Source organism: Winogradskyella sp. (genome assembly GCF_013213835.1).
Classification (GTDB): Bacteria; Bacteroidota; Bacteroidia; order Flavobacteriales; family Flavobacteriaceae; genus Winogradskyella.
The window spans coordinates 78629-103053 of sequence record NZ_JABSSU010000008.1 but is presented as its reverse complement, the minus strand read 5'-3'; the positions used below and the strand labels follow the sequence as shown (position 1 = coordinate 103053).

Sequence of the window (24425 nt, the reverse complement as noted above, 5' to 3'; positions counted from 1 at the left end):
CAAAAAATGAAATCAATTCTTACAATAATTTGTGCACTAGGATTAGGTATTATCTTCGTGGCTGCCAGTAGTCCTTTTGGTTCAGCAAATAATCCAAACACAACAAAAGCCTTTTCTGATTATTTGGGTAATAAAACAGAACTAAACCTAAAAGGTCAAATTGTAGACCACAATAATCAACCTGTTGAAAACGCCACAATAACTATTGGAAATACTTCAGTAACTACCGATGCCTATGGTAAGTTCGACTTAAATAATGTTGCTGCACACGAGAATTTAGCGGCCATAAGCGTACGTAAAGATGGTTATAAAAGTGAGCATGTTGATGTCACACCAACAGATGACACCACAAAGGTGAATATCACACTTCATAAGCAAGAAGATTTAAGTTTATTTTGGTTTAGCAAAAACAATCATAACCTACCACAAATTACTGAAGGGGAAAATTAAGTAAGTATTTTCACGCAACCATTTCTTGATTTTAGCATCTCTTAAAAAAGAAAACTAAAATCAACTGCTATGAAAATCAAAAAACTTATCTCTAAATTCTTATTTATTTTACTCATAACAATAACATCTTGTCAACGAGATTTCATTGATTCTGGTGATGCGAGTCAAACTGAAATTATCCCAGATACTTTCTCTCATTATTTTGGTAATGAAATATCACGCGATTTTATTGGTAATGTCGTTGACACAAACTCTAATCCAATAGTAGGAGTTATTATTACAATAGGTGATCAGACAACGACAACAGACACCAATGGAGTGTTTATAATAAATGATGCTACGATTAATGAACGTTTTGGGTATGTAAAGGCTGAAAAAGCTGGTTATATCCATGCCTCAAGATCTGTTGTACCTTCTAATGGCACCAATAAAGTGACCATTATGATGCTTGAAGAAACTGTTGCAGGTTCTGTAAATAGCGGAAGTTCTAGCACTATAACTACCGCTGATGGCAGCTCAGTAAGTTTTGACGGCAACTTCATTAAAGAAGATGGCACCGCATATTCTGGCTCTGTTGATGTTATTGTACATCATTTAGACCCAACAGATGACGATATGGAACTGCAAATGCCAGGTATGCTCTATGCACAAAATGAAGATGGTGAAGAACGTATGCTACAAACCTTAGGTATGCTCGATGTAGAACTTAGAGGTTCTGGTGGTGAAGATTTAAATTTAGCAGAAGGCTCAACTTCTGAGATTAGAATGCCAGTAGACCCAAGCTTACTGAATATTGCACCAGCAACAATACCTTTATGGTATTTTGATGAAGCTAAAGGCTATTGGATAGAAGAAGGAGAAGCTACTTTACAAGGTAATATGTATGTAGGTACGGTTTCGCATTTTAGTTTTTGGAACTGTGATATACCAGCCAGAGCCATTAACCTTTGTGTCACTGTTACGACCGAAGACGGTATTCCTTTTGCCAACGCAGAAGTTACTATTACAAGTATAACATATGGCACAAGATCAGGCTTAACCAATAATCTTGGGGAGGTTTGTGGGTTGGTGCCTAGTGAAGAAAGCTTAGAATTAAATGTATACGATCCTAATGTCTGCGATGCAAATTCGCTATTAACACAATCCATTGGGCCATATACAACTGATAGCGCTATTACTGTTATTGTGCCAGATAACACCTATTTGGTTCAGGAAACGATAACAGGTGTACTAAATACCTGTGATGGTGATGCAGTAACCAATGGTTATGTAGAATTGACTTATGAAGGGCAAACCCTTTTAATAAATGTTACTAACGGTAGTTTCGAATTCCAACTCATGCGATGCTCAACAAATGACAATAATGCATTTACGTTGACTGCTACTGATTTCACCAACCTTCAAACAACAGAAAGTTTGGAATATAACTTAACATCACCGACAACCAATATTGGAGAGATAAACACCTGCTTGGATCAAGATGGATATATACAATACGTAATTGATGATTCAATTACAGTGTTTTACACAGATTTTATTGATGTGATTCTTGGTGAGGAAAGATTTGTAATCTATCAAGTGACAAATGGTTATTTTCTTGCCGATTTCCCTGCTCAAGTTGGTAGTTATACGGTCTCAACCAATAATACAAATAATTTAGAATTTGAAGTTCCTGGGAGTGGCTCTATAACTACTGGACAAGAAAATATTACAATAAATGTGACATATGTAGGTACTGGAGTTGGAGATTTTATTAACCTCAATTTTTCAGGTACGTTCACAAATCTAGGCACCACAAGTACTATCAATGGTGATGCTCATGTTAGAATTGATTTGTAGCATAAACAAGAGGGCTTTTCTTATCCTAATTTATAGGTATTTAAAAATATTGAGAAAAGAAAAGCCTTCTCTTATCGAGAACCTCAGCAACCAGAGAAGGCTTTTGCTATATTATAAACTATATGTTAATCTAAAGGTGATAAATCTCGGCTGAATAAAGGTCTCAGAGCTTCGCACAAATATGTTACCTGCACCATTACTAATATTAGAATCTATATCTAAGATATTAGACGCTCTTAGCGAATACACCCATTTAGCATCTCTATCTTTTCGGTAACGTAATGAAGCATTTCTGGTAGTGCGCATGTTAGAATAGACCTCTAACTTAACATTTTGATAATCAAAATGTTGTTTTGGTATTAAATTTGTGGTATATTTCTTATTAAAAATATGTTATATGAAATCAGCTAAAAACCTTCTGTCCTTAATTTTATGTTGTGCATTAATTATTTTCTCTTGTCAACAAGACGACACGCCATCTCAAAACAATAATGATGACCCACAAGAAAACATTCCAGACACCTTTTCTGAGTATTTCGGAAATGAGATTTCCAGAGATTTCCTAGGTAATGTTATTGACAACAACAATAATCCAATTGAAGGAGTGACCATTTCTATTGGTGACGACATTGCAACAACAGATAGTAATGGTGTGTTTATAATTAACGAGGCTAATGTCAACGAACGTTTCGGATATATTAAAGCAGAAAAAGCCGGTTATATTCATGCTTCTAGAAGTGTTGTGCCGTCTAATGGCACCAATAAAGTGACCATTATGATGCTTGAAGAGACCGTTGCAGGTTCTGTAAATAGCGGAAGTTCTAGCACTATAACTACCGATGATGGTAGCTCAGTAAGCTTTGATGGTAATTTTATTAAAGAAGATGGCACCACGTATTCCGGCTCAGTTGATGTGATTGTTCATCACTTAGACCCAACAGATGACGATATGGAACTACAAATGCCAGGTATGCTCTATGCACAAAATGAAGATGGTGCGGAACGTATGCTACAAACCTATGGTATGCTGGCTGTTGAATTAAGAGGCTCTGGAGGTGAAGATTTAAATCTTGCGGAAGGATCAACTTCTGAAATTCAAATTCCAGTAGATGATAGTCTATTAGGTATTGTACCTGCAACTATTCCATTATGGTATTTTGATGAGGTAACAGGATATTGGAAAGAAGAAGGTCTTGCTACACTTCAAGGCAATATGTACGTGGGTACTGTTACTCACTTTTCATTTTGGAACTGCGATATCCCAGCCGAAGCCATTACGCTTTGTGTTAATGCAACAGATGAAAATAATAACCCATTAAATAATTTACTTGTTACTATTACTAGTGGAACATTTGGTACAACTAGCGGCTACATTAATGACAACGGAGAAGTATGTGGTTATGTACCAAGCAATGAGTCATTAATTTTAGAAGTTTTTGGATATGACATTTGTGGTGACGTTTCATTACTGAACCAAAATATTGGCCCATTTAATGAAGATAGTGCGATTACTATTGTGGTACCAGACAATACAGACATCATCCAAGAAACAGTAACAGGAACCTTTAATACTTGTAGTGGTGATGCAGTCACAGAAGGTTATGTGCAAGTAACTTATGGAAACCAAACCTTTATAGATGAAGTTTCTAATGGCGCTTTTGAAATTAATCTATTAAGGTGCTCTAACGATACAATGTTCTCTGTTAAAGGAAGTGACTACAGCAATTTTCAGACGACAAACGACATTAACTTTACATTTACCACTCCAGCAACAAATGTTGGAACTATTTCAGCCTGCAACAGTATTTCAGAATATATTCAATACACCATAGACGGAGTCGAAACGGTAACATTATTTGACTATATTAGTACTTGGATAACAGGATTAGATGACCCTATATTAAACGAACTACCGGTTCTAAATATTTTTGCCGAACCTGGAACCGCTAATGGAGATGATTGCTTGTTTCTTTATGCCGTACTTGAAGAATCAAACTTGGAAGGTACTTATGATAATTGGGATAGTTCTATAGCAAACGATACTGGGATAGATATATCTTTCTGTCAAGAACCAGAACCCTGTTTTGAAGGTGAGATTAACATTATATTCAATGTTACTCAAATTGGGGGAATAGGTGAGTATATTGACATTAATTTTAATGGCTCATTTGATGACTGTGAGAATGTACCTCACACCATTAACGGTGTCATTCATGTATTAAGAGACCAATAAGCATTTAATTAAGACCTTAAGAGCCTTCTCTGCTTCGAGAACACTTTGACCACTTCGAATGCCTCAGTGCCCAAAGTTCAGTGTGACACCTCGGCAACCAGAGAAGGCTTTTCTTTTATTATAAACTATAGGTTAATCTAAAGGTGATAAATCTTGGCTGAATAAAAGTCTCAGAACTAAACACTGAGATGTTACCAGCACCATTACTAATATTAGAATCAATGTCTAAGATATTAGAAGCTCTTAGCGAGTACTCCCATTTAGCATCTCTATCTTTTCGGTAACGTAATGAGGCATTCCACGTTTTAAAGTCTTGTTTTTGCCCAGCATTTTCTTGTTCTGTATACGCAAAATCAGTTACAAAGGTCACAGAGTCCCAGATATAAGCATCAAACTCAATAGATGGTGCTCTGGTAATGAACTTATTGGTATTTGCTCCTTGATCATTTGTTCTTACAGTGTACCCATAACGTAATCTCACATTTGGTGCTTCTCTAAAATTGGTACGAATCTCTGGCGTATAATTTTGAGAAAAACTTTCATTTACAGATTGTGCTCCACCAATAAACTGGTTGAATTTACTATAGGTGAAATTAGCTCTTAAGCTTGCTCTTATTTTTCCGAATGTACGTTGTACACGACCAAATACACTTGCCGTTTCATCTGCAAATTGCGAGTTAAAGAAACTATTGGTTCTAATAACACTTTCAAAATTTGTAAGCGAACGTATCTGATCTTCATTTCTACTATAATTGGCACCTGCAAAAACATTGGTGTAATTAAATAAATTAAAACTACTATAAAACAGTCTTATGTTGTGAGATAGCGCATTTTGTAATTCTGGGTTACCAAATTGAAAATTATTAAAATTATTCATTACCAAACCTTCAGCAATATTAGTAACATCGGTAAACGTATTAGTCATGTTATAATTTAACTGTAAAGATTCACTCTTTTTAAACTGAATACGCATTTCAAAATCTGGTAATACATCAAAGAAATTATCTTCAAATGTTTCTGAACCTTGCGTATTTCTATTGCTGTACGCGTGGAAAGACACACCTGGAGTAAATGTAAACTTACCTGTTTTAAATCTGTAATGTACACCTAAATACACATCACTAAAGGTATAGTCTACATCGTCATTGTTAGCAGATACCAAATTACCTTCGTTTGTAATATCTGGCACAGGATTAAGTCGTGTACCATCATCTAAAAATTGAAAAATATTAGAATTAAACTTTTGGTTACTCAATATGGTACCTAATGTAAGATTGATGTTACTTTTAGCATTTAAGATATTAAAGTAATCTAGTTTTGCATCTAATTGGTTAGACTTTACACGTCTTTCTTGGTTAATATCGTAAGCTAGCTGGTTGACATCAAAACCAACATCATCAGCAGTAGCGTCAAAAGCATCACCATTATCACCAGGATTATTCACTAACAATGCATTGTAAAAAGGATCTTCATCTTTAATTAAGTGTTGTGCTTCAAAAGCAAAGATGTTATTCTCGTCTAAAGTGTAATAGTAGTTTAAATTCTGATTAATACTATAAGGATTCACCTGATCTACTTGATTTGTTGCGCCAACAATAGAAGACACTAAATTTTGACGTTCTTCATCATCAGATACTCTTGCTAAAACATCATAATCTAGCTGATTATTTACATTGGGTTTGTACGAGGCACTTAGCTTTGTAATAAACTGGTTAGAAGCTTCTCTACCTGTTGATACCGTTTCTTCATCTGGTGGTGTAAGTGTAGACTCATCAATTGGTGTATTAGGGTCATCTTCTACTTCAATGTAGTCAAAAGAATTCTCCTCTCGGGTTCTTAATCTACTGACATTATAAATTAAAAAACCGCTTAAATCTAAGGCGCTATTTGGTGAATAACTAAAATTAGCAGAACCCAGCTTTGTTGTTACTTCTTGTGCATCTGCGATATTAGTTAAGCCGCCAAGTCCGTTATCACCTAAATTAATACTCGTTCCACTCGTTCTACTTGGCAATCTAAAACCGCCACCGAAACCTCTTAAATCTCGATTAGTTAGAGCGACTTCACCTATATTATTCATATCACCAATAAAGTTGATGCTGTACTTAGGACTGTAATAAAACAATTTGGGTTGCACCAAATATAATTCGTCATTAGGTGATGGAGCTGTACCTGCACCTGCAGTAACATCACCAAACCAGAAGTTTTCTTTTCCTTCTTTTAATTTAATGTTTATAGCAACGTTATCTTGATTATTTCTAACACTACTCAATTGCCCTACCTCTGCATAATTTCTTAGCACCTGAACCTTATCAACAGCATTAGCGGGAATATTCTTTGTTGCCAACTTGGTATCTCCATCAAAGAAATCCTTACCATTGACCATTAACTTATTTACAACTTTTCCCTCTACTTCAACTTGTCCGTTTTCATTTATTTCCATTCCGGGCATTTTCTCTAAAACATCCTCAAGTTTCCTTTCAGATCCGTTTTTAAAGGAGTCTGCATTGTATATTAAGGTGTCCCCTTTTATGGTAACTGGCATTTCGTAGGTTAACTCTACTTCATCTAAAGAATTGTCTTCAAGCATCACAAAATCCTTGGTAACATTCGCCTCTTTAGTTGTGAAAATTTCTTCAATGGATTTGTAACCAATATAACTTACTTGTAACTTATATTTTTGGTTTTTACTCAATGATAATACGTATTTTCCTTTATCATTAGTTACCCCAAAAGACTCTAAAGCATTGGTTTCCTGATTAATAGCAATAACATTTGCTAATTCTAATGGTGCACCGATACTATCTTTAACAACTCCTTGCATCTTAATTTGAGCAAAAGAATTCATGGCTACTATAAAACATAGCAGTGATACTATTTTTTTCATCTGTTGATACTTGTTTTTTTGGTTGGTCAGATGGAACATTCAAAAGATCGAAATTTTTAGATCTAATTATTCGAATGTTTCATAATTGTGCTTATTCGTTTTTGATTGATAATGCTAACAAAAGCATTCATTCTTTTTTATTCTAATTGCGTCTACCACCATTTCTACCTCTTCTACCGCCATACATTTCGCGCATTTCTTTCATCTTTTTAGTGATGATTTCGGTATACTCTTGCTGTGTTACTTCTTCTCCTTTAGTTGGCTTTTCTATCTCTTCCTTCTCTTCAGGATTCATTACAATTTTGGTGCAAAGGATTGTAGTTCTATCAGCATTCACCTCTAATATAAGACCTGGTAATCCCCAATAATCGTCTGGCCCTTGATTAATTGGAATCTGAGGCGTGTACCATGCTGTAACTTCGATAGTCTTAGGAACTTCTACTTCATCCATAGGATCATCACTCTTCTTCGTTTGGGAAGAATCTGCTTCTTTCTCTTCTTTCTTTGGTTGTCTGCGTCTCATACTACGCCAATCAAATTCATCAACAGTTTTTATTGCAGTTGCCTTAAAGCAAGTATAGTTACCTATCACTTTTGTTTCAGTACCCATTTTCCATTCTAAGGATTTCAGTTCATCTTTAATTAAAAATTCTTTCCCGAAAAACTCTTGATCTTGTAAAAGTTCTTTTTCTTTTACATTTTTATATTTAGGACCACCACTAAAACTACTTGCAAAACCACCCCAACCACGCTGACCAGGCATCTCTAGTTTTTCATCTTCCTTATAAACGGATTCTTCCTTATTGAAAGTTAGGACATATTGCTTTTCTAAAAAACTTTTCATGCGCTCCTGAATCATCTTCTTTCGTTCTGGGCTCATTTCTCTTCCGCCCCATTCATCAAGATTCATGGTAGTTTTAGTTTGGTAATATGCCTTTCCTTGAAAATCTTGAGCTGATAGGACAGTCGTTAAAGAAAACAGCAGTACTGCAATAATTGGTAAAAGTGATTTTTTCATCTTAAAAATTTATAACGTAGATTGTTTAATTAAGCTCCTAATAACATGAAGCATCATGTTAGACTTTTATAGATGATAAAAGTAAAGTTTATATTCGTTAAACTTCTGTTAATAAATTAACCACGTCTTCTACCCATGCGGTTGTTTCTGAACTCCTTCATTTTTTCAATGACTGTAACTTGATATTCAGCTTTCGTTGTTTCTTTACCTTTGTCTGGTGCTTTTATTTCAAGTTTCTCTTTAGGATTCATTACTATTTTAGTACACAACATTGTTGTATTACCGGCACTTACTTCTAAAATTAAACCTGGTAAACCCCAATACTCTAGAGGACCATGACTCACAGGAATTTGTGGTGAGTACCATGCTTCAACTTCAGTCATTTCAATTTCTGGCTCATCAGTCTCATCAGTTTTAATTGAATCTGCCTTTTTTTCATTAGCTTGATTATTTCTCAATCTACCCCAAGAAAAATCGTACCATGCTAAATCATTAGAAGGAATTGAAGCGGTTGCTTTAAAACACATGTAATTTCCTATTTGCTTCGTCTCTTTCCCTAATATCCAATTAATGTCTTGCAATTTATCTTTAACTAAAAACTTCTTTCCATAAAATTCTTGATTTTGAATCTGGGTATTTGTCTTTACATTTTTATATTGTCTTCCTGGTGCAAAATTCTTTCCCCAAGAATCGGTAGCGCCAGACATAGCATCAAGTTTTTCATCTTCATAGAATACTGCTTCCTCTTTATTGAAAGTTAAAATGTATTCCTTTTCTAACCTGTTTTTAAGTCTTGCCGCTATTTGCTTCTTTTGAGCTTCACTCATGCGAGCTCCCCATCTACCAAGTTCCATTTTAGACTTAGACATATAAAATGCTTGTCCTTGAAATTCATCGTCAGCTTTAACCGTGGCTGCATCAACATTATCTGAATTTGGTATTAAAACGAATAAAAAAAGTGAGACAAATAAGCCTGTTTTTAATAGTAAAGATCTCATAATCAACGAAAATTAAATTGTTTTGTTTAACAAATATAATTATACATTAAACACATAGCTTCCGTTTATCATAATATTAACATTAATAAAGACTTTGTTTTTAGCCACCTATACTAATACTAAAACTATTACCATTATTTCTATCGCCTTTGGCAGGTCTAAAACGCTCCATCATCTCTTTTGCTTTCTTTTCCATAATAGCCTCATACTTTTCTTGATCCACTTCTTTACCTTTATCTGGCTCATTAATCTCTACCTTCTCCTTTGGATTTAGGACAATTTTACTACAGATTATAGTTAAATCACCATCATGGACTTCTAGAATTAGTCCAGGAAGTCCTTGATAATTATCTGGACCATTATTAATAGGGATTTGAGGTGTATACCAGGCGGTAACTGTACGCTCTTCCATTTCTGTCTCCTTAGTTTCTTCCTCATCATCACTACCAAAACTAACATTCATTTTTTCGACCTCTTTGGTGTATGTTGCTTTAAAGCAAGGGTACTCACCAATATATTTTGTCTCAGAACCTAATTTCCATTCTATCCCTTCAATACTATCTTTTACTAAAAAGATTTTACCATAGGTATCAACTTGTTCAGCATACCGTTGTTCTTTAGTGTTTTTATATAATACGTCAGAACCGCCTCCTCCGCCAATCGCTACAATTTGAATACCACTTCCCATACCCGTATTTGGCTTGTCTAATTCTTCATCTTGTTTATAAACAGATTCTTCTTTATTAAAGGTTAGCTTAAAAGTTTTCTGAAACTGCTTTTTCATCATTTCCATCATTTGTTCATGCATCTCCTTTGACACAGCAGATGTGCTTGTACTATCCATTTTTATATCTAACTTACGTTGTGTCTTGTAGGTAGCCACTCCTTGAAAATCTTGAGCACTAGCGATGGTAGAAACTACCATCACAAGCGCCAAGACCATTACTCTAATAATTGTTGTCATTTGATTGATTTTTAAATTTATTTTTTCTTGTTGTAATATTTAATCGCAGCATCTCTGAGTTCCTTAACTCTTACAATGAAGTCTTCAACATTGTTTGAATTACCTTTTATCTTATAGGATAATTGAGACTGCTCACCATTGCTCATCGTTTCTCCGTTGCAAATTAATTTGAACGACACAGATTCGTTATCGCCAGTTAAATCAAACATCTCTTTAATGTCTTCTACCTTAAAAGTTCGTTTAATTTCTTCAGCCGAATCTACGGTCACTACTATATCTAGATTTTCAACCTTAACCTTCTCAATAGAATTGATGTTTGTCGTTTCACTATCTTGAGCCATTCCATTTAAACTCCAAAGGAATAAGGCTGTTATAACTAATTGTTTCATTTTTTTTGATTTTATGATTAATACATCACAAATATCTCAACTGTTTTTTAGCTTTAAAGTTAATCAGTGTTAACGTGTGTTAACCGTTTGAAATTTAAGCTATAATACTTTATACATTTGTAGTATGAACGACAAAAAGTACAGGTGGATTTTATATGTTATTATAGTAGTAATTACTGCTACAATTGCAATTCAATCTTATTGGAATTATAAAAACTATCTAAATAATAAGGATCAACTCATCAGTGATGTGCAAACAAGTTTAGATAAGGCAGTTGACGACTATTATACAGCTTTGGCTGAAAATACTACTGTTGGTATTTTCCTTGAAGGTGACCAGCAGAAAAATGCATTTGAAGAAGGAGGTAAATTAGAAAGCTTCTTTCAACGTATTGATAGCGTTAACTATAAGTACAATAGTCTTGACTCTTTAAATATTGATAACATACAAGGGATCAATATTTTTAAAGGTGAAGCATTGGATTCTATGTCTCAAATTCATGACAGTTTGCATCCAACAAAATCATTAGGTGCCTTTAGAAATACTATTGATAGTATAAAAATTGAAAAATTAGAGTTTGATGATTTTGAGTTACTAACCTCAAAAATTGTTGTTTCTATTACTAATGATAGTCTAGATACTTTTAAAATTGATAGCCTTCTCAAAGGAGAACTCAATCAAAAACGTATAGATATAAACCATGAATTGAAATTTTATAAAAGTAATGTGATAAGACAAGTTTCTAAATTCAAAGACTCTCTGACCAAACCTATTGAAACAAACTTGGTTTTGAATACAACCTCAAGATCTAAATTTTTACCTAAAGGAAGTATTTTAGAATTACACTACAGCAACTCCACAATAACGGTTTTAAAACGTAGTTTAAATGGTATTTTAATATCAATCTTATTGGTATTGGCTATTATTAGCTGTTTATTCTATCTGCTTAAAATCATAAAACAACAAAAGCAGTTAGCCGAAGTAAAAAATGATCTTATTAGCAACATTACACATGAGTTTAAAACACCAATAGCAACCATAGGTGTTGCCTTAGAAAGTATAAATAATTTTAACGGAATAGATGACAAAGAAAAGACTAAAAAATACATTAATATGTCGTCTACACAGTTAGAAAAACTGAACCTTATGGTTGAAAAGCTTCTTGAAACTGCAACATTAGACAGTGATAAATTAGAGCTTAACAAGGAAGAAATTGATGTTGTAGCACTTATTACTGAGCTCACAAAAAAATACGAATTACAGTTTCCTAAAAAGCAATTTAGCTCTAACCTAAAAGTTGAACATTTATTAGCTAAAGTTGACATCTTTCATTTTGAAAATGCCATTAACAACATATTAGATAATGCGGTAAAATATGGTGGAGATACCATAGAAGTCGACCTGTTACCAAAAGAACATTCTTTTGATATTTTAATTTCTGATAATGGGTCTTCACTTTCTCAAGCTAATAAGGAACAAATTTTTGAAAAATTCTATCGCGTACCAAAAGGAAACACACACGATGTCAAAGGGTTTGGAATTGGACTTTATTATACTAAAACCATTATAGAAAAGCATAATGGTACAATCGACTTAAATTTAGCTAAAGGTTTAACTACATTTAAAATATCATTACCAAATGGCTGATAAAATAAAATTACTATTAGCCGAAGATGAAGCGGCGTTAGGACAGATAATTAAAGAAAGTCTAGAAACTAGGGATTTTGACGTTACACTATGTGAAAACGGAGAAAAAGCTTTTGAAAAATATAAAACTGAAGCACCAGAAATCTTAGTATTAGATGTAATGATGCCAAAAAAAGATGGCTTTACTTTAGCTAAAGACATTAGAGCTATAGACGATACCATACCAATCATTTTCTTAACTGCTAAATCTCAAACAGCAGATGTTGTTGAGGGTTTTTCTATTGGTGGTAATGATTACCTAAAAAAACCATTTAGTATGGAAGAACTCATAGTTAGAGTTCATAATCTTCTTAAACGAAAGCAAGTACAATCAGCTTCAAAAGTTATAGAAATTGGCGATTATATGTTTGATTTCCCAAAACAACAATTACTTTACAAAAATGATGATGTACAGCAATTGACTCATAGAGAAGCGCATTTATTATTTCATTTAATAAAAAATAAAAATCAAGTCTTAGACCGTTCTTTAATATTAAACAAACTTTGGGGTACAGATGATTTTTTCTCAGCAAGAAGTATGGACGTTTTCATTACTAAACTGAGAAAGAAATTAAAAAAAGACGAAAACATACAAATCATTAATGTTAGAGGTTATGGCTATAAGTTAACCATTTAGTCATTCAGCTCATTATTGGTTCAATTTTTGTATTTTTCTGCAACGTATGCAGAATTTAGTTTATTTCGTTTTTATAGTTAGTTTATCGGTATTTGCCCAAAAAAAGGTCAAAGGTGTTTTTATAGATTCTACCAAATTAAAAGTTGCATCTGTTTTTGGCATCGATACTTTTGAAACGTTGTACTACACCACTAAGGATTATACTTTTCATAAAAAAACTAAAGACACTACAATTACTTATACCAACTTTCAGTTAGGTGAAGTTACCACAGCAAATGCTTTTAATCCTTTAAAGATTAATCTCTTTTACAAAGATTTTAACACAGTCGTAATCTTAGATAATCGATTGGCCGAAGTTTCTAAAGTAGATTTTAACGTTGTGCAACCCTACAAAAATGTAAGTTTTGTTTCTACAGGGTTTGACAACACACTTTGGTTGTTTAATCAAGATATGCAACAACTAGAATTGTATGATTACAAAACCAATACAACAAGGCTTAAAACGGTTCCGATTCAATCCGAAGTTTTAGATCTTAAAAGTGATTATAATAATTGCTACATGCTTACTGAGAGGTACTTATACATCTATAATTACTTCGGCAGCCTTATAAACAAGTTTGAAAATAATGGCTATACAGACATGGCCTTTAGTAAGGCGAATTTAATTCTTAAAAAGGAAAATGAATTAAGTATTCTTACCAAGAACAGCAATGAAATTTGGCCTATAGCATTGCCAAATTTGTTAATAAGTCAGTTTTTGGTAACCAATGAAACCTTGTATATTTACCATCTTGAAATTCTTCGTGAATACCACTTAAAACTCGACTAAAATTATGCATATTGCTGTTGCTGGGAATATTGGAGCTGGAAAGACAACGCTCACTAAATTATTAGCTAAACACTACAAATGGGAAGCGCAATTAGAAGACGTTGTAGACAACCCATATTTAGATGATTTTTATAATCAAATGGAACGTTGGAGCTTTAATTTGCAGGTATATTTCCTAAACAGTAGATTTCGTCAGGTTAACCAAATTCATGATAGCGGAAAAGACATCATTCAAGACAGAACCATATATGAAGATGCACACATCTTTGCACCAAACCTTCATGCAATGGGTTTAATGACTAACCGTGATTTTGAGAATTATTCGTCATTATTCGAGCTTATGGAATCCTTTGTTAAAGGTCCGGATTTGTTGATTTATCTGCGTAGTTCTATTCCTAATTTAGTTGCTCAAATACACAAACGTGGTAGAGATTACGAAAACACCATTAGTATTGATTACCTAAGTCGCCTGAACGAGCGTTATGAAGCTTGGATTACTACCTATGATAAAGGCAATTTGTTAATCATTGACGTTGACAATCTAGACTTTGTTGCTAACCCTGAAGATTTAGGTGGCATAATCAATAAGATTGATGCCCAAATTCATGGTTTATTCTAAGCAATAAAACCAAACCTTCTTGCATGTTCTAATGCGTCCTCTCGTTTTTCAATAATAAGAACAGGTATTTCTTTAATCTGATCAACAAAATTAGATATGCGCTTCATGCGTCTTTTGTGTTCTACTGCTCTTAGATATATTGCTGCTACTCTATTAGGAAATTGTTTTACGACGTCTAGGTATATGTAGGCATCTTTTTCCCCACAATCCCCGATGAGTATAAACTTCATTTCAGGATAGGTGTTAAGGATATTATGGATTTCGTGATACTTATGAGCTAATTCTGTTTTTGGAGTTCTATCAAAAGGTGTTCTGAAATCTCGAAGTAAAATTGGCCCTTTAGGGAAATCATTTACTTTCAAAAAATAGTCAAGATAGCGATACAAATTCCAAGGACTATTACTCACATAAAAAATAGGATTGCTTAATTGACCTGATTTACCTTCATGAAGTAAATTATAAAATTCAGCTGAACCCTCTAATGCTTTTCGTTTATGAGGTGTTTTAAAAAACGTATTAACAATAACTCGCCATTTTAATGGCGATGCTACACCTGTATGTAAAATAGTATCATCAATATCGCTAATAACACCAAATTCCGCATTTCTAGGTATCAACATTTCACCTTTAAATCGATTATTAAGTTGAATTTTCCTAGAAGATTTCACAGCTGTATAAGCTATTTCATAACTCAACCAACCTTCATTATCACTTCCCGATATTTCTTTATCAATAGATTCATCTAAAAGATAATATCCTTCTGCATCTGAAGACAAATCAAAAGACAAATCGTTAGATAAAGATATTTTTAAAGATGTATTTCTAATTTCGTCAGTTTCAAATCTGTTCCAAGAGTTTATTAAAAGGTTAAACCATCCTGTTTTTTCTAGATTGATATTCTCATCCTCTAAGGCTCTACCCTTAAGATACAAATGAGATTTTGTTCCATAAGAGGAAAAGGGTATGATTTGTAATGGGTCCTTTTTAAACATATGGTAAAAATAAAAAAGCCTCGAATAAAACGAGGCTTTTCTTTATTAATTTAAAAGGTACTATTGTTTCTTAATATCAACCTTTTCAATGACTTTTTGCACTTCTGTACCCTCAGTTTTAAGGCTTGTTTCAAAAGTTTCTAATTCTTTTTTAACTTCAGCTTCGCTGCCTTCAAAAACAACCGTTTCAGTTACTTTTTCACCATCCTTGATAGTAGAGAAATCAACAGTAGCCTTCGCCATATCTTCCGATGCAACAGTCATTTCAATAGTTACTTCTTTTTCATTTTCAGCTACAGCCGATTCGTCACCATGACCTCCCAATATTGGTGCAATCACTAAACCTACTAAACACGTTAACTTAATTAAAATATTCATAGATGGACCTGAAGTATCTTTAAACGGATCTCCAACAGTATCACCAGTTACTGCAGCTTGATGTGGTGGAGAAGGATTATCCTCTTTATGCTTGTAGAATGTTTCACCATTTATTTCAACACCAGCCTCAAAAGATTTCTTAGCGTTATCCCATGCACCACCCGCATTGTTTTGAAAAATCGCCCACATTACACCACTCACACATACACCTGCCATATAGCCACCTAAAACTTCAGCGCCTAATAAGAAATCATCATTAACTATTGCAGTACCTAGTCCCATAACTACTGGAGTTACAATGGTAATAAGACCAGGAATAACCATTTCTTTTAATGCTGCTTTAGTTGAGATATCTACACACTTACCGTATTCAGGTATACCTGTACCTTCCATGATACCAGGTATTTCTCTAAACTGACGTCTTACTTCTTCAACCATTTGTCCTGCGGCTTTACCTACAGATTCCATCGCTAATGCTGAGAAAATTACAGGTATCATTCCACCTATAAACAGCGATGCTAAAACCGGTGCCTTAAATATATTAATACCATCTATACCCGTAAAAGTAACATACGCCGCAAATAATGCCAGCGCCGTTAAAGCCGCTGAAGCAATTGCGAATCCTTTACCAACGGCCGCAGTTGTATTACCTACCGAATCTAAAATATCTGTACGTTCACGAACGTGAGGTTCTAACTCACTCATTTCAGCAACACCACCAGCGTTATCAGCAATTGGTCCGAAGGCATCAATAGCTAGCTGCATAGCAGTAGTTGCCATCATGGCTGATGCAGCTAATGCTACTCCATAAAATCCAGCGAGCACATAAGCACTCCAAATAGCTACCGCAAATAATATTACTGAAAGGAACGTTGACTTCATTCCTACTGCTAACCCAGAAATAATATTTGTCGCTGCACCAGTTGAAGAGTTCTTAACAATATCTAATACAGGTTTTTTACCTAAACTAGTATAATAAGCCGTGACTATTGAAATTAAAGCTCCTACAGCTAAACCAATTGTTGCCGCATAAAACACGTGTCGCGATGGAATTACTTTAACACCTTCACCAAAGAAGTCCATTTCAATATTCATTGGTAACATCCAACGAATTAAGAACCAAGAAGCAACCCAAGTAATAGCTATTGATACCCAGTTCCCCATGTCTAATGCCTTTTGTACTTGAGACTCTTTGGCCTCGTTATTAGATATTCTCACTAAGAATGTTCCTATAATAGAAGCTAAAACACCTACACCTGCTATTACCAATGGTAATAGAATAGGTCCCATATTGTTGAAGTCATCAACAAATGCAGTTCCTGTTTCCTTGACAATATCTCGTATAACGTAGTTACCTAGTACCATAGCAGCTAATACGGTCGCCACATAAGATCCGAATAAATCAGCACCCATACCAGCAACATCACCTACATTATCACCTACATTATCTGCAATAGTTGCAGGGTTACGTGGATCATCTTCAGGAATACCTGCTTCTACTTTCCCTACTAAATCAGCGCCAACATCTGCTGCTTTTGTGTAAATACCACCACCAACTCTAGCGAATAGGGCAATACATTCAGCACCTAATGAAAAACCTGCTAAAGCTTCAAGTGCTACGGTCATTTCATCATAGAAGTTGTCAGAACTTCCAGTCACAAACATTTTAAGAAAAATAATGAAGAATATGCTTAAACCTAATACCGCAAGTCCTGCAACACCAAGACCCATTACAGTTCCACCACCAAAAGATACTTTTAAGGCGTGAGGTAAGCTCGTCTTTGCTGCCTCAGCAGTTCTGGCATTTGCATCTGTTGCGATTCGCATTCCGATGTTCCCTGCTAGGCCCGAAAACAGTGCGCCAAAAATAAATGCTACAATAATGATCCAGTGTGTAGATGGTACAATATATGCCACAACCCCTAAAGCAACCGATGCCATTACTACAAAAATTAAAAGTAAACGATATTCAGCTGCTAAAAATGCTAAGGCACCTTCTTTAATTGATTTAGAAATACTCTGCATTTTTTCATTACCAGGAGCTTGTTTTTTTACCCAAGACATCTTTATAAACATAAAAAGCAGCCCTACAACTGCAAATGCCATTGGAATAAAAATGATATTAGATTCCATAAATTTAAATTTAATTTGATTAGTTATTTTTTCTTCCGGGTAAATGTAACAAAATAGATTGCAATAGAAAAACCCTTTGATAGTAATTACCAAAGGGTTATTTATAACGTATTTAAATCCTTTCTTAACTTATATTGTAAAGTCTCCTTTGGTTTTGTGTTCGCTATTTTCATATCGCTCAACACATTTGTTGAAGATTTCATATGCTTCTTTGGCATTTCCCCAACCACCAACATCTACTTTTTTCTCTTCTAAGTCCTTGTAAACCTGGAAGAAGTGCTCTATTTCTTTAAATCTATGAGGATTTAATTCGCTTATATCGTTTAATTTGTTCCAGAAAGGGTCACTAACTGGTACACAGATTATTTTTTCATCTGGACCTTTTTCATCTGTCATATGGAATACTCCGATAGGACGAACCTCAACTACCACCATAGGATACATTGGCGCAGAACCCAATACTAAAACATCTAATGGATCACCATCTAAAGCTAATGTTTCAGGTACAAAACCATAGTCACCTGGATACATCATTGATGAAAACAACATTCTATCAAAACGAATCTTATTTAAATCAAAATCGTATTCATACTTATTTCGGCTTCCTTTAGGAATTTCTATTAACACATCAAAAGTCAAATCACCAGTACTTGTCATAATTCAATTTTTAGGGCTGCAAATATAAGCTAACACCTAAGTTTAACAAAAGAAATGTATATTATTTCAAGATTAAAAGAAAAATCCAAAACTACCTGTAACCCCAAACTTTCTAGCGTCAGGTGCATCCAGATAGTTACCTCTAAAGTTAAAGTCTAAACGTAGCACCTTGAAAATATTTGCCACACCAAAACTATACTCGTAATAAACCCTTGTATCTGGTGCAAATAATGGAATTTGTGATGGATTACTCGTTGTGTTTAATGCAATATTCTCATCAGATAACTCACCCCAAACACCTCTTAAACTTAGAATAGCTCTTAAATTATATTTTTTAAGAAAAGGAATCCTAGAAAATAAACGCCCATTAAAATTATGTTCTATGTGCATTGAAGTATAGGTATCTGTTACGAACTCATAAAAATCTAACTGAGAAAAGGTATTGTATATAGAAAAATATGTCTGGTTACCTGGCACAACACTTAACAAGGCCAACGGCACTTCACCAAAAGTTTTTCCAGCTTCAATAGATGTGGTAAGTCGTCCAAATCCACCAACTTGCCATGGTTGAATATAGGAGAATTGCACTTTAGTATAATCAAAGTCACTATTTAACCAATCGCGATCTCCTCTGGTTACTTGCGCAAAAAGTCTGGCAAATCCATCATTTTTTTCCTTGCGTTCTACACCGTAACCTGTCATCTGCCTTTTAGGGAAAAAGGATAGCGCTAAACGACTTTCAAATTGATTAACTTCTGAAGAGACACGCGAAGCCACCTCAGGGTCATTGTAGTCTAAACTAAATGTTGGTGAAGCTGAGCTAATGGTTCTGTAACTTCCATCTAGCCTGACTTCAAAATTACGTAAAGGCTCTAAAGAAAATCCAAGATTTGTTAAATTGATATTAGAAAGCCTGTCATTTGCCCCAGCAGTAAAGACTGCATTTGATGCCAAACTTCTACCTAAAACATCTGTAGAACTGGTTAAACTCGCCCCAATTTGTTCAATATCTCGGCGTTGGCCTCCAAATATAGTAAAACGGCTTTTCTTATCTAGTAGCCATTTACCAGAGATGCCATATTTAAACTTATCATCTCTAAATCCGTAAGCTACAAAACCTTCTAACCTCCATAAATCATTCGGTCCAAAATAGGTTCTACCACCAGTTCTTAATCTTAAGCCTTCAACATCATTAAATCCGAAAGTTGAAAAAATTGGTCCATAATCAAAATTGATACTTGGAAACTCTATATATCCTGAGGCTAGGATACTCCCCAAGTTGTATATTCGTTTAAACTTTTTTACAGTCTTTAGTGTATCAAGCATTTTATAGACGCCTATTTCATCTTTATTTAAGGCTTCTAATCTGTTTTCTTCCCAAAAATCATCCTGCCTGTTATAAACATCCTTGTCATAGTTATAAACTACCTTATCATAAAACTTTTGATCCTTAGCTTCATCAAATTTGTAATTATCGTATAAGGTAGTTCGTTTACCGTAAATACCTCTCGACTTTTCCTTTTTATTAAACGCAAAATCAGAAAGAAAATAATCACGTTTAATCAGGAATAAAGAGTCATTTAAAACATCGAACTCCTGCTCTATATAAATTTCTTTAACCCAGTTAATATTTGCACTTTTTGATGCCTGAAGGTTGATTTCTTTTATAGCAAAGGTTGAATCATTTACCCAAAAATCTCCTTTAAATGTAAGTTCATTTGTTCGTCTTGGATAATAAATGATATTATAACACCATTTGTTATCAATAAAAGCACTGTCTGAAAGTACATAATTGTAGGTTTGCACACCTGTTCTACTCAAGGGACTTACAAAACTCTTATCAAAAAACTTTAGGTAATTATTATAGATATTGTATTCAGAATATAAATCATCTATAAAATCGATAATAACTTGATTATTACTAAACCCAGAGTTTTTATTCCCCCTTAAGTCTTCACGCTTTTTATTAAGAATGTTATCCCCATAAACTTTCTTTACAGATTCATTTAAAAAGATAGGCAGGTAGGTTTTACCTGTGACACTTGAAGTATCAACTTCTTCAAAAACAAACTCCATACCTCTAAAAAGTTTGCTTTTTATCAAAGAACTGTCTATGGTATTTAGATCAAATTCAACTTTCTCGTACTGGTCATATTCATACTGCTTAAACTGATTAAGACCATTCTGGCGCTTACGCTCCCAAATTTTCTTTAATATTCTAATTGCAGGATTTTCTGAGGCTTTCTTTGATTGCTTTCCTGTAACTATAACTACCTCGCTAAGTGACTCGGCCTCTTCTTTAAGGGTAAACTTTAAGTCATAGTTCACTTTTTTACTCAGTGGAATTTCTAAGACTTCATAACCAATAAATGATACTACTAAAGCCTTCCACGTTTCATCAGACTCTAAATAAAACTTACCATCTTCATTGGTAATGGTACCTTCTGTAGAACCTTTAAATAACACACTAGCAAAAGGTATAGGCTGATTGTTTTCATCATATACATGACCACTAACCTTTGTCTGCGCAATTGCACTGTAAAGACTAAGAGATAAAAAAAGTAAGAGTAATTTAAGCTTCATAATTTAAAAACAAACTTCATCAACAACCATGCTAAACATTGTATTTGGTTGCTAATGAAGTTTACTAAACGCAAAAAAATGCGATTTATTTATTTATACATTACTTTTTTCACAGCCTTAATTACATCATTACTGTTAGGTAACCATTCTTCTAACAATACTGGTGAATATGGTGCTGGAGTATCAGCTGTATTTATTTTAACTATTGGTGCATCTAAATAATCAAAAGCTTCAGACTGTACCAAATATGTAATTTCAGTTGCTACATTACCAAAAGGCCAAGCTTCTTCTAATATTACTAAACGATTTGTTTTCTTTACCGACTCAACAATAGCATTTCTATCCATAGGTCTTACTGTACGTAAGTCTATTATTTCACAAGAAACACCTTCTTTTTCCAATTCGTCAGCTGCTTTGTATGCCTCTTTAATAATTTTACCAAAAGAAACAATTGTAACATCATCACCTTTACGCTTAATATCTGCAACACCAATAGGTATTACGTATTCTCCTTCTGGCACTTCACCTTTATCTCCATACATCTGCTCACTCTCCATAAAAATAATCGGATCGTCATCTCTAATTGCTGATTTCAATAATCCTTTTGCATCATACGGATTTGACGGCACAATAACTTTAAGACCTGGTGTGTTGGCAAACCAATTTTCAAAAGCTTGCGAATGCGTTGCAGCTAACTGACCTGCAGAAGCTGTTGGCCCTCTAAATACAATTGGGCACTTAAATTGTCCACCAGACATCTGTCTAATTTTAGCAGCGTTATTTATGATTTGATCAATACCTACCAAAGAAAAGTTGAATGTCATATACTCCACGATAGGTCTATTTCCTGTCATTGTTGACCCAATAGCTATACCAGCAAAACCTAATTCAGCAATTGGTGTATCGATAACACGCTTTGGTCCAAACTCATCTAACATTCCTTTAGAAGCCTTATATGCTCCATTATATTCTGCTACTTCTTCACCCATCAGATATACGCTTTCATCTCTGCGCATTTCTTCACTCATAGCTTCAGCAATAGCTTCTCTAAATTGAATAGTCTTCATTATCTTAATTTTATCGAAGAGCAAAAATAGAAATAAATGGAAAATTATATAAATCTTCACGACTAAAAAAATTTACTATGCATGCATAGTAAATTCAGAATTTCTATTTATCTTTGTCAACTCAATAATACAGCTAAATTGGCTTTATTATCATAAAAATGTCGACTTTTACATAAAATTTACGAAATCGTTTTAGTGAGTCGATTTTTAATATTTAAAAAACCTAAATAAATAATTATATGAAAATTTTAGTGTGTATTAGTCATGTTCCTGATACGACTTCAAAGATTAATTTCACTGATGGTGATACTAAATTTGATACTAATGGTGTTCAATTTGTAATTAACCCAAATGACGAATTTGGTCTAACACGTGCTATGTGGTTTAAAGAAAAACAAGGCGCAAGTGTTGACGTTGTGAATGTTGGTGGTGCAGAAACAGAACCTACTTTAAGAAAGGCTTTGGCTATTGGGGCAGATTCTGCCATTAGAGTAAATACAGAAGCCACTGATGGTTTTGCAGTCGCTAAACAGTTAGCAAAAGTTGTACAAGATGGTGGCTATGATCTTGTTATTGCTGGAAGAGAATCTATAGATTATAATGGTGGTATGGTACCTGGAATGCTCGCAGCGATGACAGGTGCAAATTATATCACAAACTGCATTGGATTAGAAATTGATGGCGCTAGCGCTAAAGCTACAAGAGAAATTGATGGTGGTAAAGAGACTGTTTCTACAGCTTTACCTTTAGTTATAGGAGGACAGAAAGGTTTAGTAGAAGAAAGCGACCTTCGTATACCAAACATGAGAGGTATAATGATGGCCCGCAAAAAACCTCTAAACGTTCTTGAACCTATCGATGCCAAAGCTGAAACCAATTCAGCTAGTTTTGAAAAACCAGCACCGAAAGGTGCAGTGAAACTCGTTGATGCAGGTAATATTGATGAGTTAGTAGATTTACTTCATAACGAAGCTAAAGTCATTTAAAAACCAAAAAGTCAAACACCAAATCACAATTATTGAAATTTGGTAATTGATATTTATTAATTGAAAATTTATTATGTCAGTTTTAGTATATACAGAATCAGAAAACAATAAGTTTAAGAAAGCTGCTTTTGAAGTAGTGTCTTATGCAAAAGCAATTGCAGATCAAATGGGCACTACTGTTACTGCTGTTGCAATCAACGCAGATAACAGTGAAAGCTTAGGAAATTATGGTGCTACAAAAGTATTGTCAATAAAAGATGACTCATTAGCAACATTCAATGCTAAAAAATACGCTGGCGCTATTGAAAGCGCTGCCAAAAATGAAGATGCAAAAGTAGTAGTCGTTAGTTCTAGTGCAGACAGTAAATATCTAGCTCCACTTTTAGCAGTAGGATTAGAGGCTGGTTATGCTTCTAATGTGGTTGAAGCACCATCTAGTGTTTCGCCTTTTACAGTTAAACGTACTGCATTCACAAATAAGGCGTTCGCTAATACAGAAATAACAACAGACGTTAAAGTTGTAGGTTTATCTAATAACTCTTTTGGTATAGTTGAACATGGTATTAGTCCTAGCATAGAGGATTTTTCACCTTCAATTCCAGATTCTGGAGTAAGCGTTGAATCCGTGGATAAAGCAACAGATAAAGTGAGTATTGCTGATGCAGAAGTTGTTGTATCTGCCGGTCGTGGATTAAAAGGTCCTGAGAATTGGGGCATGGTTGAAGAGTTAGCCGATGTACTCGGTGCTGCAACCGCATGTTCTAAGCCAGTATCAGATTTGGGTTGGAGACCTCACGGTGAGCACGTTGGACAAACTGGAAAGCCGGTAGCATCTAACTTATATATTGCGATAGGTATTTCTGGGGCAATTCAACATTTGGCTGGTATTAACGCCTCTAAAGTTAAGGTAGTCGTTAACACAGATCCAGAAGCACCATTTTTTAAAGCTGCTGACTACGGAATAGTTGGAGATGCTTTTGAAGTAGTACCTCAACTAATTGAAAAATTAAAGGCTTTTAAAGCACAAAACGCTTAATTTTATTACCTTGTAATAGTTAGAGCTGTTTAAATTTAGAATT

Annotated in this window: 20 protein-coding genes; 9 read left to right on the top strand and 11 right to left on the bottom strand. The window is 34.3% G+C overall.

Annotated features, from left to right (window positions below; translation table 11 throughout):
• Positions 1–6 precede the first annotated feature (6 nt).
• Together HRU50_RS12945 and HRU50_RS12940 are read left to right on the top strand one after the other, a co-directional pair.
• Complete coding sequence (locus HRU50_RS12945; protein WP_296351516.1) at positions 7–450, top strand: carboxypeptidase-like regulatory domain-containing protein; 444 nt, start codon at positions 7–9, stop codon at positions 448–450.
• Between the two features lie 69 nt (positions 451–519).
• A complete protein-coding gene (locus HRU50_RS12940; protein WP_296351515.1) occupies positions 520–2289 on the top strand; it encodes a hypothetical protein in 1770 nt (589 codons plus the stop codon).
• Between the two features lie 111 nt (positions 2290–2400).
• Here HRU50_RS12940 and HRU50_RS12935 read toward each other — a convergent pair whose 3' ends face one another.
• A complete protein-coding gene (locus HRU50_RS12935) occupies positions 2401–2595 on the bottom strand; it encodes a hypothetical protein (protein WP_296351514.1) in 195 nt (64 codons plus the stop codon).
• A 91-nt stretch (positions 2596–2686) separates the two neighbouring features.
• Here HRU50_RS12935 and HRU50_RS12930 point away from each other — a divergent pair, with 91 nt between their 5' ends.
• The gene (locus tag HRU50_RS12930) at positions 2687–4522 is read left to right on the top strand and encodes a hypothetical protein (RefSeq protein WP_296351513.1); all 1836 of its coding nucleotides are present in this window, start codon (positions 2687–2689) and stop codon (positions 4520–4522) included.
• Between the two features lie 118 nt (positions 4523–4640).
• Here HRU50_RS12930 and HRU50_RS12925 read toward each other — a convergent pair whose 3' ends face one another.
• The 5 genes from HRU50_RS12925 to HRU50_RS12905 form a co-directional block, all read right to left on the bottom strand.
• Entirely contained in the window at positions 4641–7409 is a 2769-nt protein-coding gene (locus HRU50_RS12925) for a carboxypeptidase regulatory-like domain-containing protein (RefSeq protein WP_296351512.1), read from the bottom strand.
• Positions 7410–7551: 142 nt separating this feature from the next.
• Complete coding sequence (locus tag HRU50_RS12920) at positions 7552–8427, bottom strand: GLPGLI family protein (protein WP_296351511.1); 876 nt, start codon at positions 8425–8427, stop codon at positions 7552–7554.
• A gap of 116 nt (positions 8428–8543) precedes the next feature.
• Positions 8544–9425 carry a GLPGLI family protein gene (locus tag HRU50_RS12915; RefSeq protein ID WP_296351510.1) on the bottom strand — a complete coding sequence of 294 codons (882 nt, stop codon included), beginning with the start codon at positions 9423–9425 and terminating at the stop codon, positions 8544–8546.
• Positions 9426–9525: 100 nt separating this feature from the next.
• Complete coding sequence (locus HRU50_RS12910; RefSeq protein ID WP_296351509.1) at positions 9526–10389, bottom strand: GLPGLI family protein; 864 nt, start codon at positions 10387–10389, stop codon at positions 9526–9528.
• 17 nt (positions 10390–10406) lie between these two features.
• Complete coding sequence (locus tag HRU50_RS12905) at positions 10407–10778, bottom strand: hypothetical protein (protein WP_296351508.1); 372 nt, start codon at positions 10776–10778, stop codon at positions 10407–10409.
• 124 nt (positions 10779–10902) lie between these two features.
• Between HRU50_RS12905 and HRU50_RS12900 the strand changes: the two genes are divergently transcribed.
• From HRU50_RS12900 to HRU50_RS12885, 4 genes are read left to right on the top strand one after another with little or no spacing between them, the layout of a single operon-like run.
• Positions 10903–12426 (top strand): HAMP domain-containing sensor histidine kinase, encoded by a 1524-nt coding sequence (locus HRU50_RS12900; RefSeq protein WP_296351507.1) that lies wholly within the window; start codon positions 10903–10905, stop codon positions 12424–12426.
• Entirely contained in the window at positions 12419–13102 is a 684-nt protein-coding gene (locus tag HRU50_RS12895; protein ID WP_296351506.1) for a response regulator transcription factor, read from the top strand. The genes HRU50_RS12900 and HRU50_RS12895 overlap by 8 nt, the downstream gene beginning before the upstream one ends.
• Before the next feature lie 46 nt (positions 13103–13148).
• On the top strand, positions 13149–13931 hold the full coding sequence (locus HRU50_RS12890; protein ID WP_296351505.1) for a hypothetical protein: 783 nt from the start codon (positions 13149–13151) through the stop codon (positions 13929–13931).
• 4 nt (positions 13932–13935) lie between these two features.
• Positions 13936–14550: a deoxynucleoside kinase gene (locus HRU50_RS12885; RefSeq protein ID WP_296351504.1), complete on the top strand. Its 615-nt coding sequence runs from the start codon at positions 13936–13938 to the stop codon at positions 14548–14550.
• On the opposite strand, the gene HRU50_RS12880 is transcribed toward HRU50_RS12885, so the two are convergent.
• The 5 genes from HRU50_RS12880 to HRU50_RS12860 all read right to left on the bottom strand — a co-directional run bounded on the left by HRU50_RS12880 (position 14547) and on the right by HRU50_RS12860 (position 22360).
• Positions 14547–15542, bottom strand: coding sequence for an App1 family protein (locus HRU50_RS12880; protein ID WP_296351503.1), 996 nt, complete (start codon positions 15540–15542; stop codon positions 14547–14549). The two genes, HRU50_RS12885 and HRU50_RS12880, sit on opposite strands and share 4 nt — an antisense overlap.
• A 60-nt stretch (positions 15543–15602) precedes the next feature.
• Entirely contained in the window at positions 15603–18053 is a 2451-nt protein-coding gene (locus HRU50_RS12875) for a sodium-translocating pyrophosphatase (RefSeq protein WP_296351502.1), read from the bottom strand.
• 129 nt (positions 18054–18182) lie between these two features.
• Positions 18183–18710 carry an inorganic diphosphatase gene (locus HRU50_RS12870; RefSeq protein WP_296351501.1) on the bottom strand — a complete coding sequence of 176 codons (528 nt, stop codon included), beginning with the start codon at positions 18708–18710 and terminating at the stop codon, positions 18183–18185.
• 72 nt (positions 18711–18782) lie between these two features.
• Positions 18783–21293, bottom strand: coding sequence for a DUF5686 and carboxypeptidase-like regulatory domain-containing protein (locus HRU50_RS12865; RefSeq protein ID WP_296351500.1), 2511 nt, complete (start codon positions 21291–21293; stop codon positions 18783–18785).
• Positions 21294–21382: 89 nt separating this feature from the next.
• Positions 21383–22360 carry a pyruvate dehydrogenase complex E1 component subunit beta gene (locus HRU50_RS12860; RefSeq protein WP_296351499.1) on the bottom strand — a complete coding sequence of 326 codons (978 nt, stop codon included), beginning with the start codon at positions 22358–22360 and terminating at the stop codon, positions 21383–21385.
• Positions 22361–22599: 239 nt separating this feature from the next.
• Here HRU50_RS12860 and HRU50_RS12855 point away from each other — a divergent pair, with 239 nt between their 5' ends.
• Both HRU50_RS12855 and HRU50_RS12850 read left to right on the top strand, forming a co-directional pair.
• The gene (locus tag HRU50_RS12855; RefSeq protein WP_296351498.1) at positions 22600–23346 is read left to right on the top strand and encodes an electron transfer flavoprotein subunit beta/FixA family protein; all 747 of its coding nucleotides are present in this window, start codon (positions 22600–22602) and stop codon (positions 23344–23346) included.
• 73 nt (positions 23347–23419) lie between these two features.
• Positions 23420–24382, top strand: coding sequence for an electron transfer flavoprotein subunit alpha/FixB family protein (locus HRU50_RS12850; protein ID WP_296351497.1), 963 nt, complete (start codon positions 23420–23422; stop codon positions 24380–24382).
• Positions 24383–24425 lie beyond the last annotated feature (43 nt).

Coding starts and splice junctions, on each gene's coding strand:
- HRU50_RS12945 (WP_296351516.1), top strand. CDS start 7: ATGAAATCAATTCTTACAATAATTTGTGCACTAGGATTAGGTATTATC.
- HRU50_RS12940 (WP_296351515.1), top strand. CDS start 520: ATGAAAATCAAAAAACTTATCTCTAAATTCTTATTTATTTTACTCATA.
- HRU50_RS12935 (WP_296351514.1), bottom strand. CDS start 2,595: ATGCGCACTACCAGAAATGCTTCATTACGTTACCGAAAAGATAGAGAT.
- HRU50_RS12930 (WP_296351513.1), top strand. CDS start 2,687: ATGAAATCAGCTAAAAACCTTCTGTCCTTAATTTTATGTTGTGCATTA.
- HRU50_RS12925 (WP_296351512.1), bottom strand. CDS start 7,409: ATGAAAAAAATAGTATCACTGCTATGTTTTATAGTAGCCATGAATTCT.
- HRU50_RS12920 (WP_296351511.1), bottom strand. CDS start 8,427: ATGAAAAAATCACTTTTACCAATTATTGCAGTACTGCTGTTTTCTTTA.
- HRU50_RS12915 (WP_296351510.1), bottom strand. CDS start 9,425: ATGAGATCTTTACTATTAAAAACAGGCTTATTTGTCTCACTTTTTTTA.
- HRU50_RS12910 (WP_296351509.1), bottom strand. CDS start 10,389: ATGACAACAATTATTAGAGTAATGGTCTTGGCGCTTGTGATGGTAGTT.
- HRU50_RS12905 (WP_296351508.1), bottom strand. CDS start 10,778: ATGAAACAATTAGTTATAACAGCCTTATTCCTTTGGAGTTTAAATGGA.
- HRU50_RS12900 (WP_296351507.1), top strand. CDS start 10,903: ATGAACGACAAAAAGTACAGGTGGATTTTATATGTTATTATAGTAGTA.
- HRU50_RS12895 (WP_296351506.1), top strand. CDS start 12,419: ATGGCTGATAAAATAAAATTACTATTAGCCGAAGATGAAGCGGCGTTA.
- HRU50_RS12890 (WP_296351505.1), top strand. CDS start 13,149: ATGCAGAATTTAGTTTATTTCGTTTTTATAGTTAGTTTATCGGTATTT.
- HRU50_RS12885 (WP_296351504.1), top strand. CDS start 13,936: ATGCATATTGCTGTTGCTGGGAATATTGGAGCTGGAAAGACAACGCTC.
- HRU50_RS12880 (WP_296351503.1), bottom strand. CDS start 15,542: ATGTTTAAAAAGGACCCATTACAAATCATACCCTTTTCCTCTTATGGA.
- HRU50_RS12875 (WP_296351502.1), bottom strand. CDS start 18,053: ATGGAATCTAATATCATTTTTATTCCAATGGCATTTGCAGTTGTAGGG.
- HRU50_RS12870 (WP_296351501.1), bottom strand. CDS start 18,710: ATGACAAGTACTGGTGATTTGACTTTTGATGTGTTAATAGAAATTCCT.
- HRU50_RS12865 (WP_296351500.1), bottom strand. CDS start 21,293: ATGAAGCTTAAATTACTCTTACTTTTTTTATCTCTTAGTCTTTACAGT.
- HRU50_RS12860 (WP_296351499.1), bottom strand. CDS start 22,360: ATGAAGACTATTCAATTTAGAGAAGCTATTGCTGAAGCTATGAGTGAA.
- HRU50_RS12855 (WP_296351498.1), top strand. CDS start 22,600: ATGAAAATTTTAGTGTGTATTAGTCATGTTCCTGATACGACTTCAAAG.
- HRU50_RS12850 (WP_296351497.1), top strand. CDS start 23,420: ATGTCAGTTTTAGTATATACAGAATCAGAAAACAATAAGTTTAAGAAA.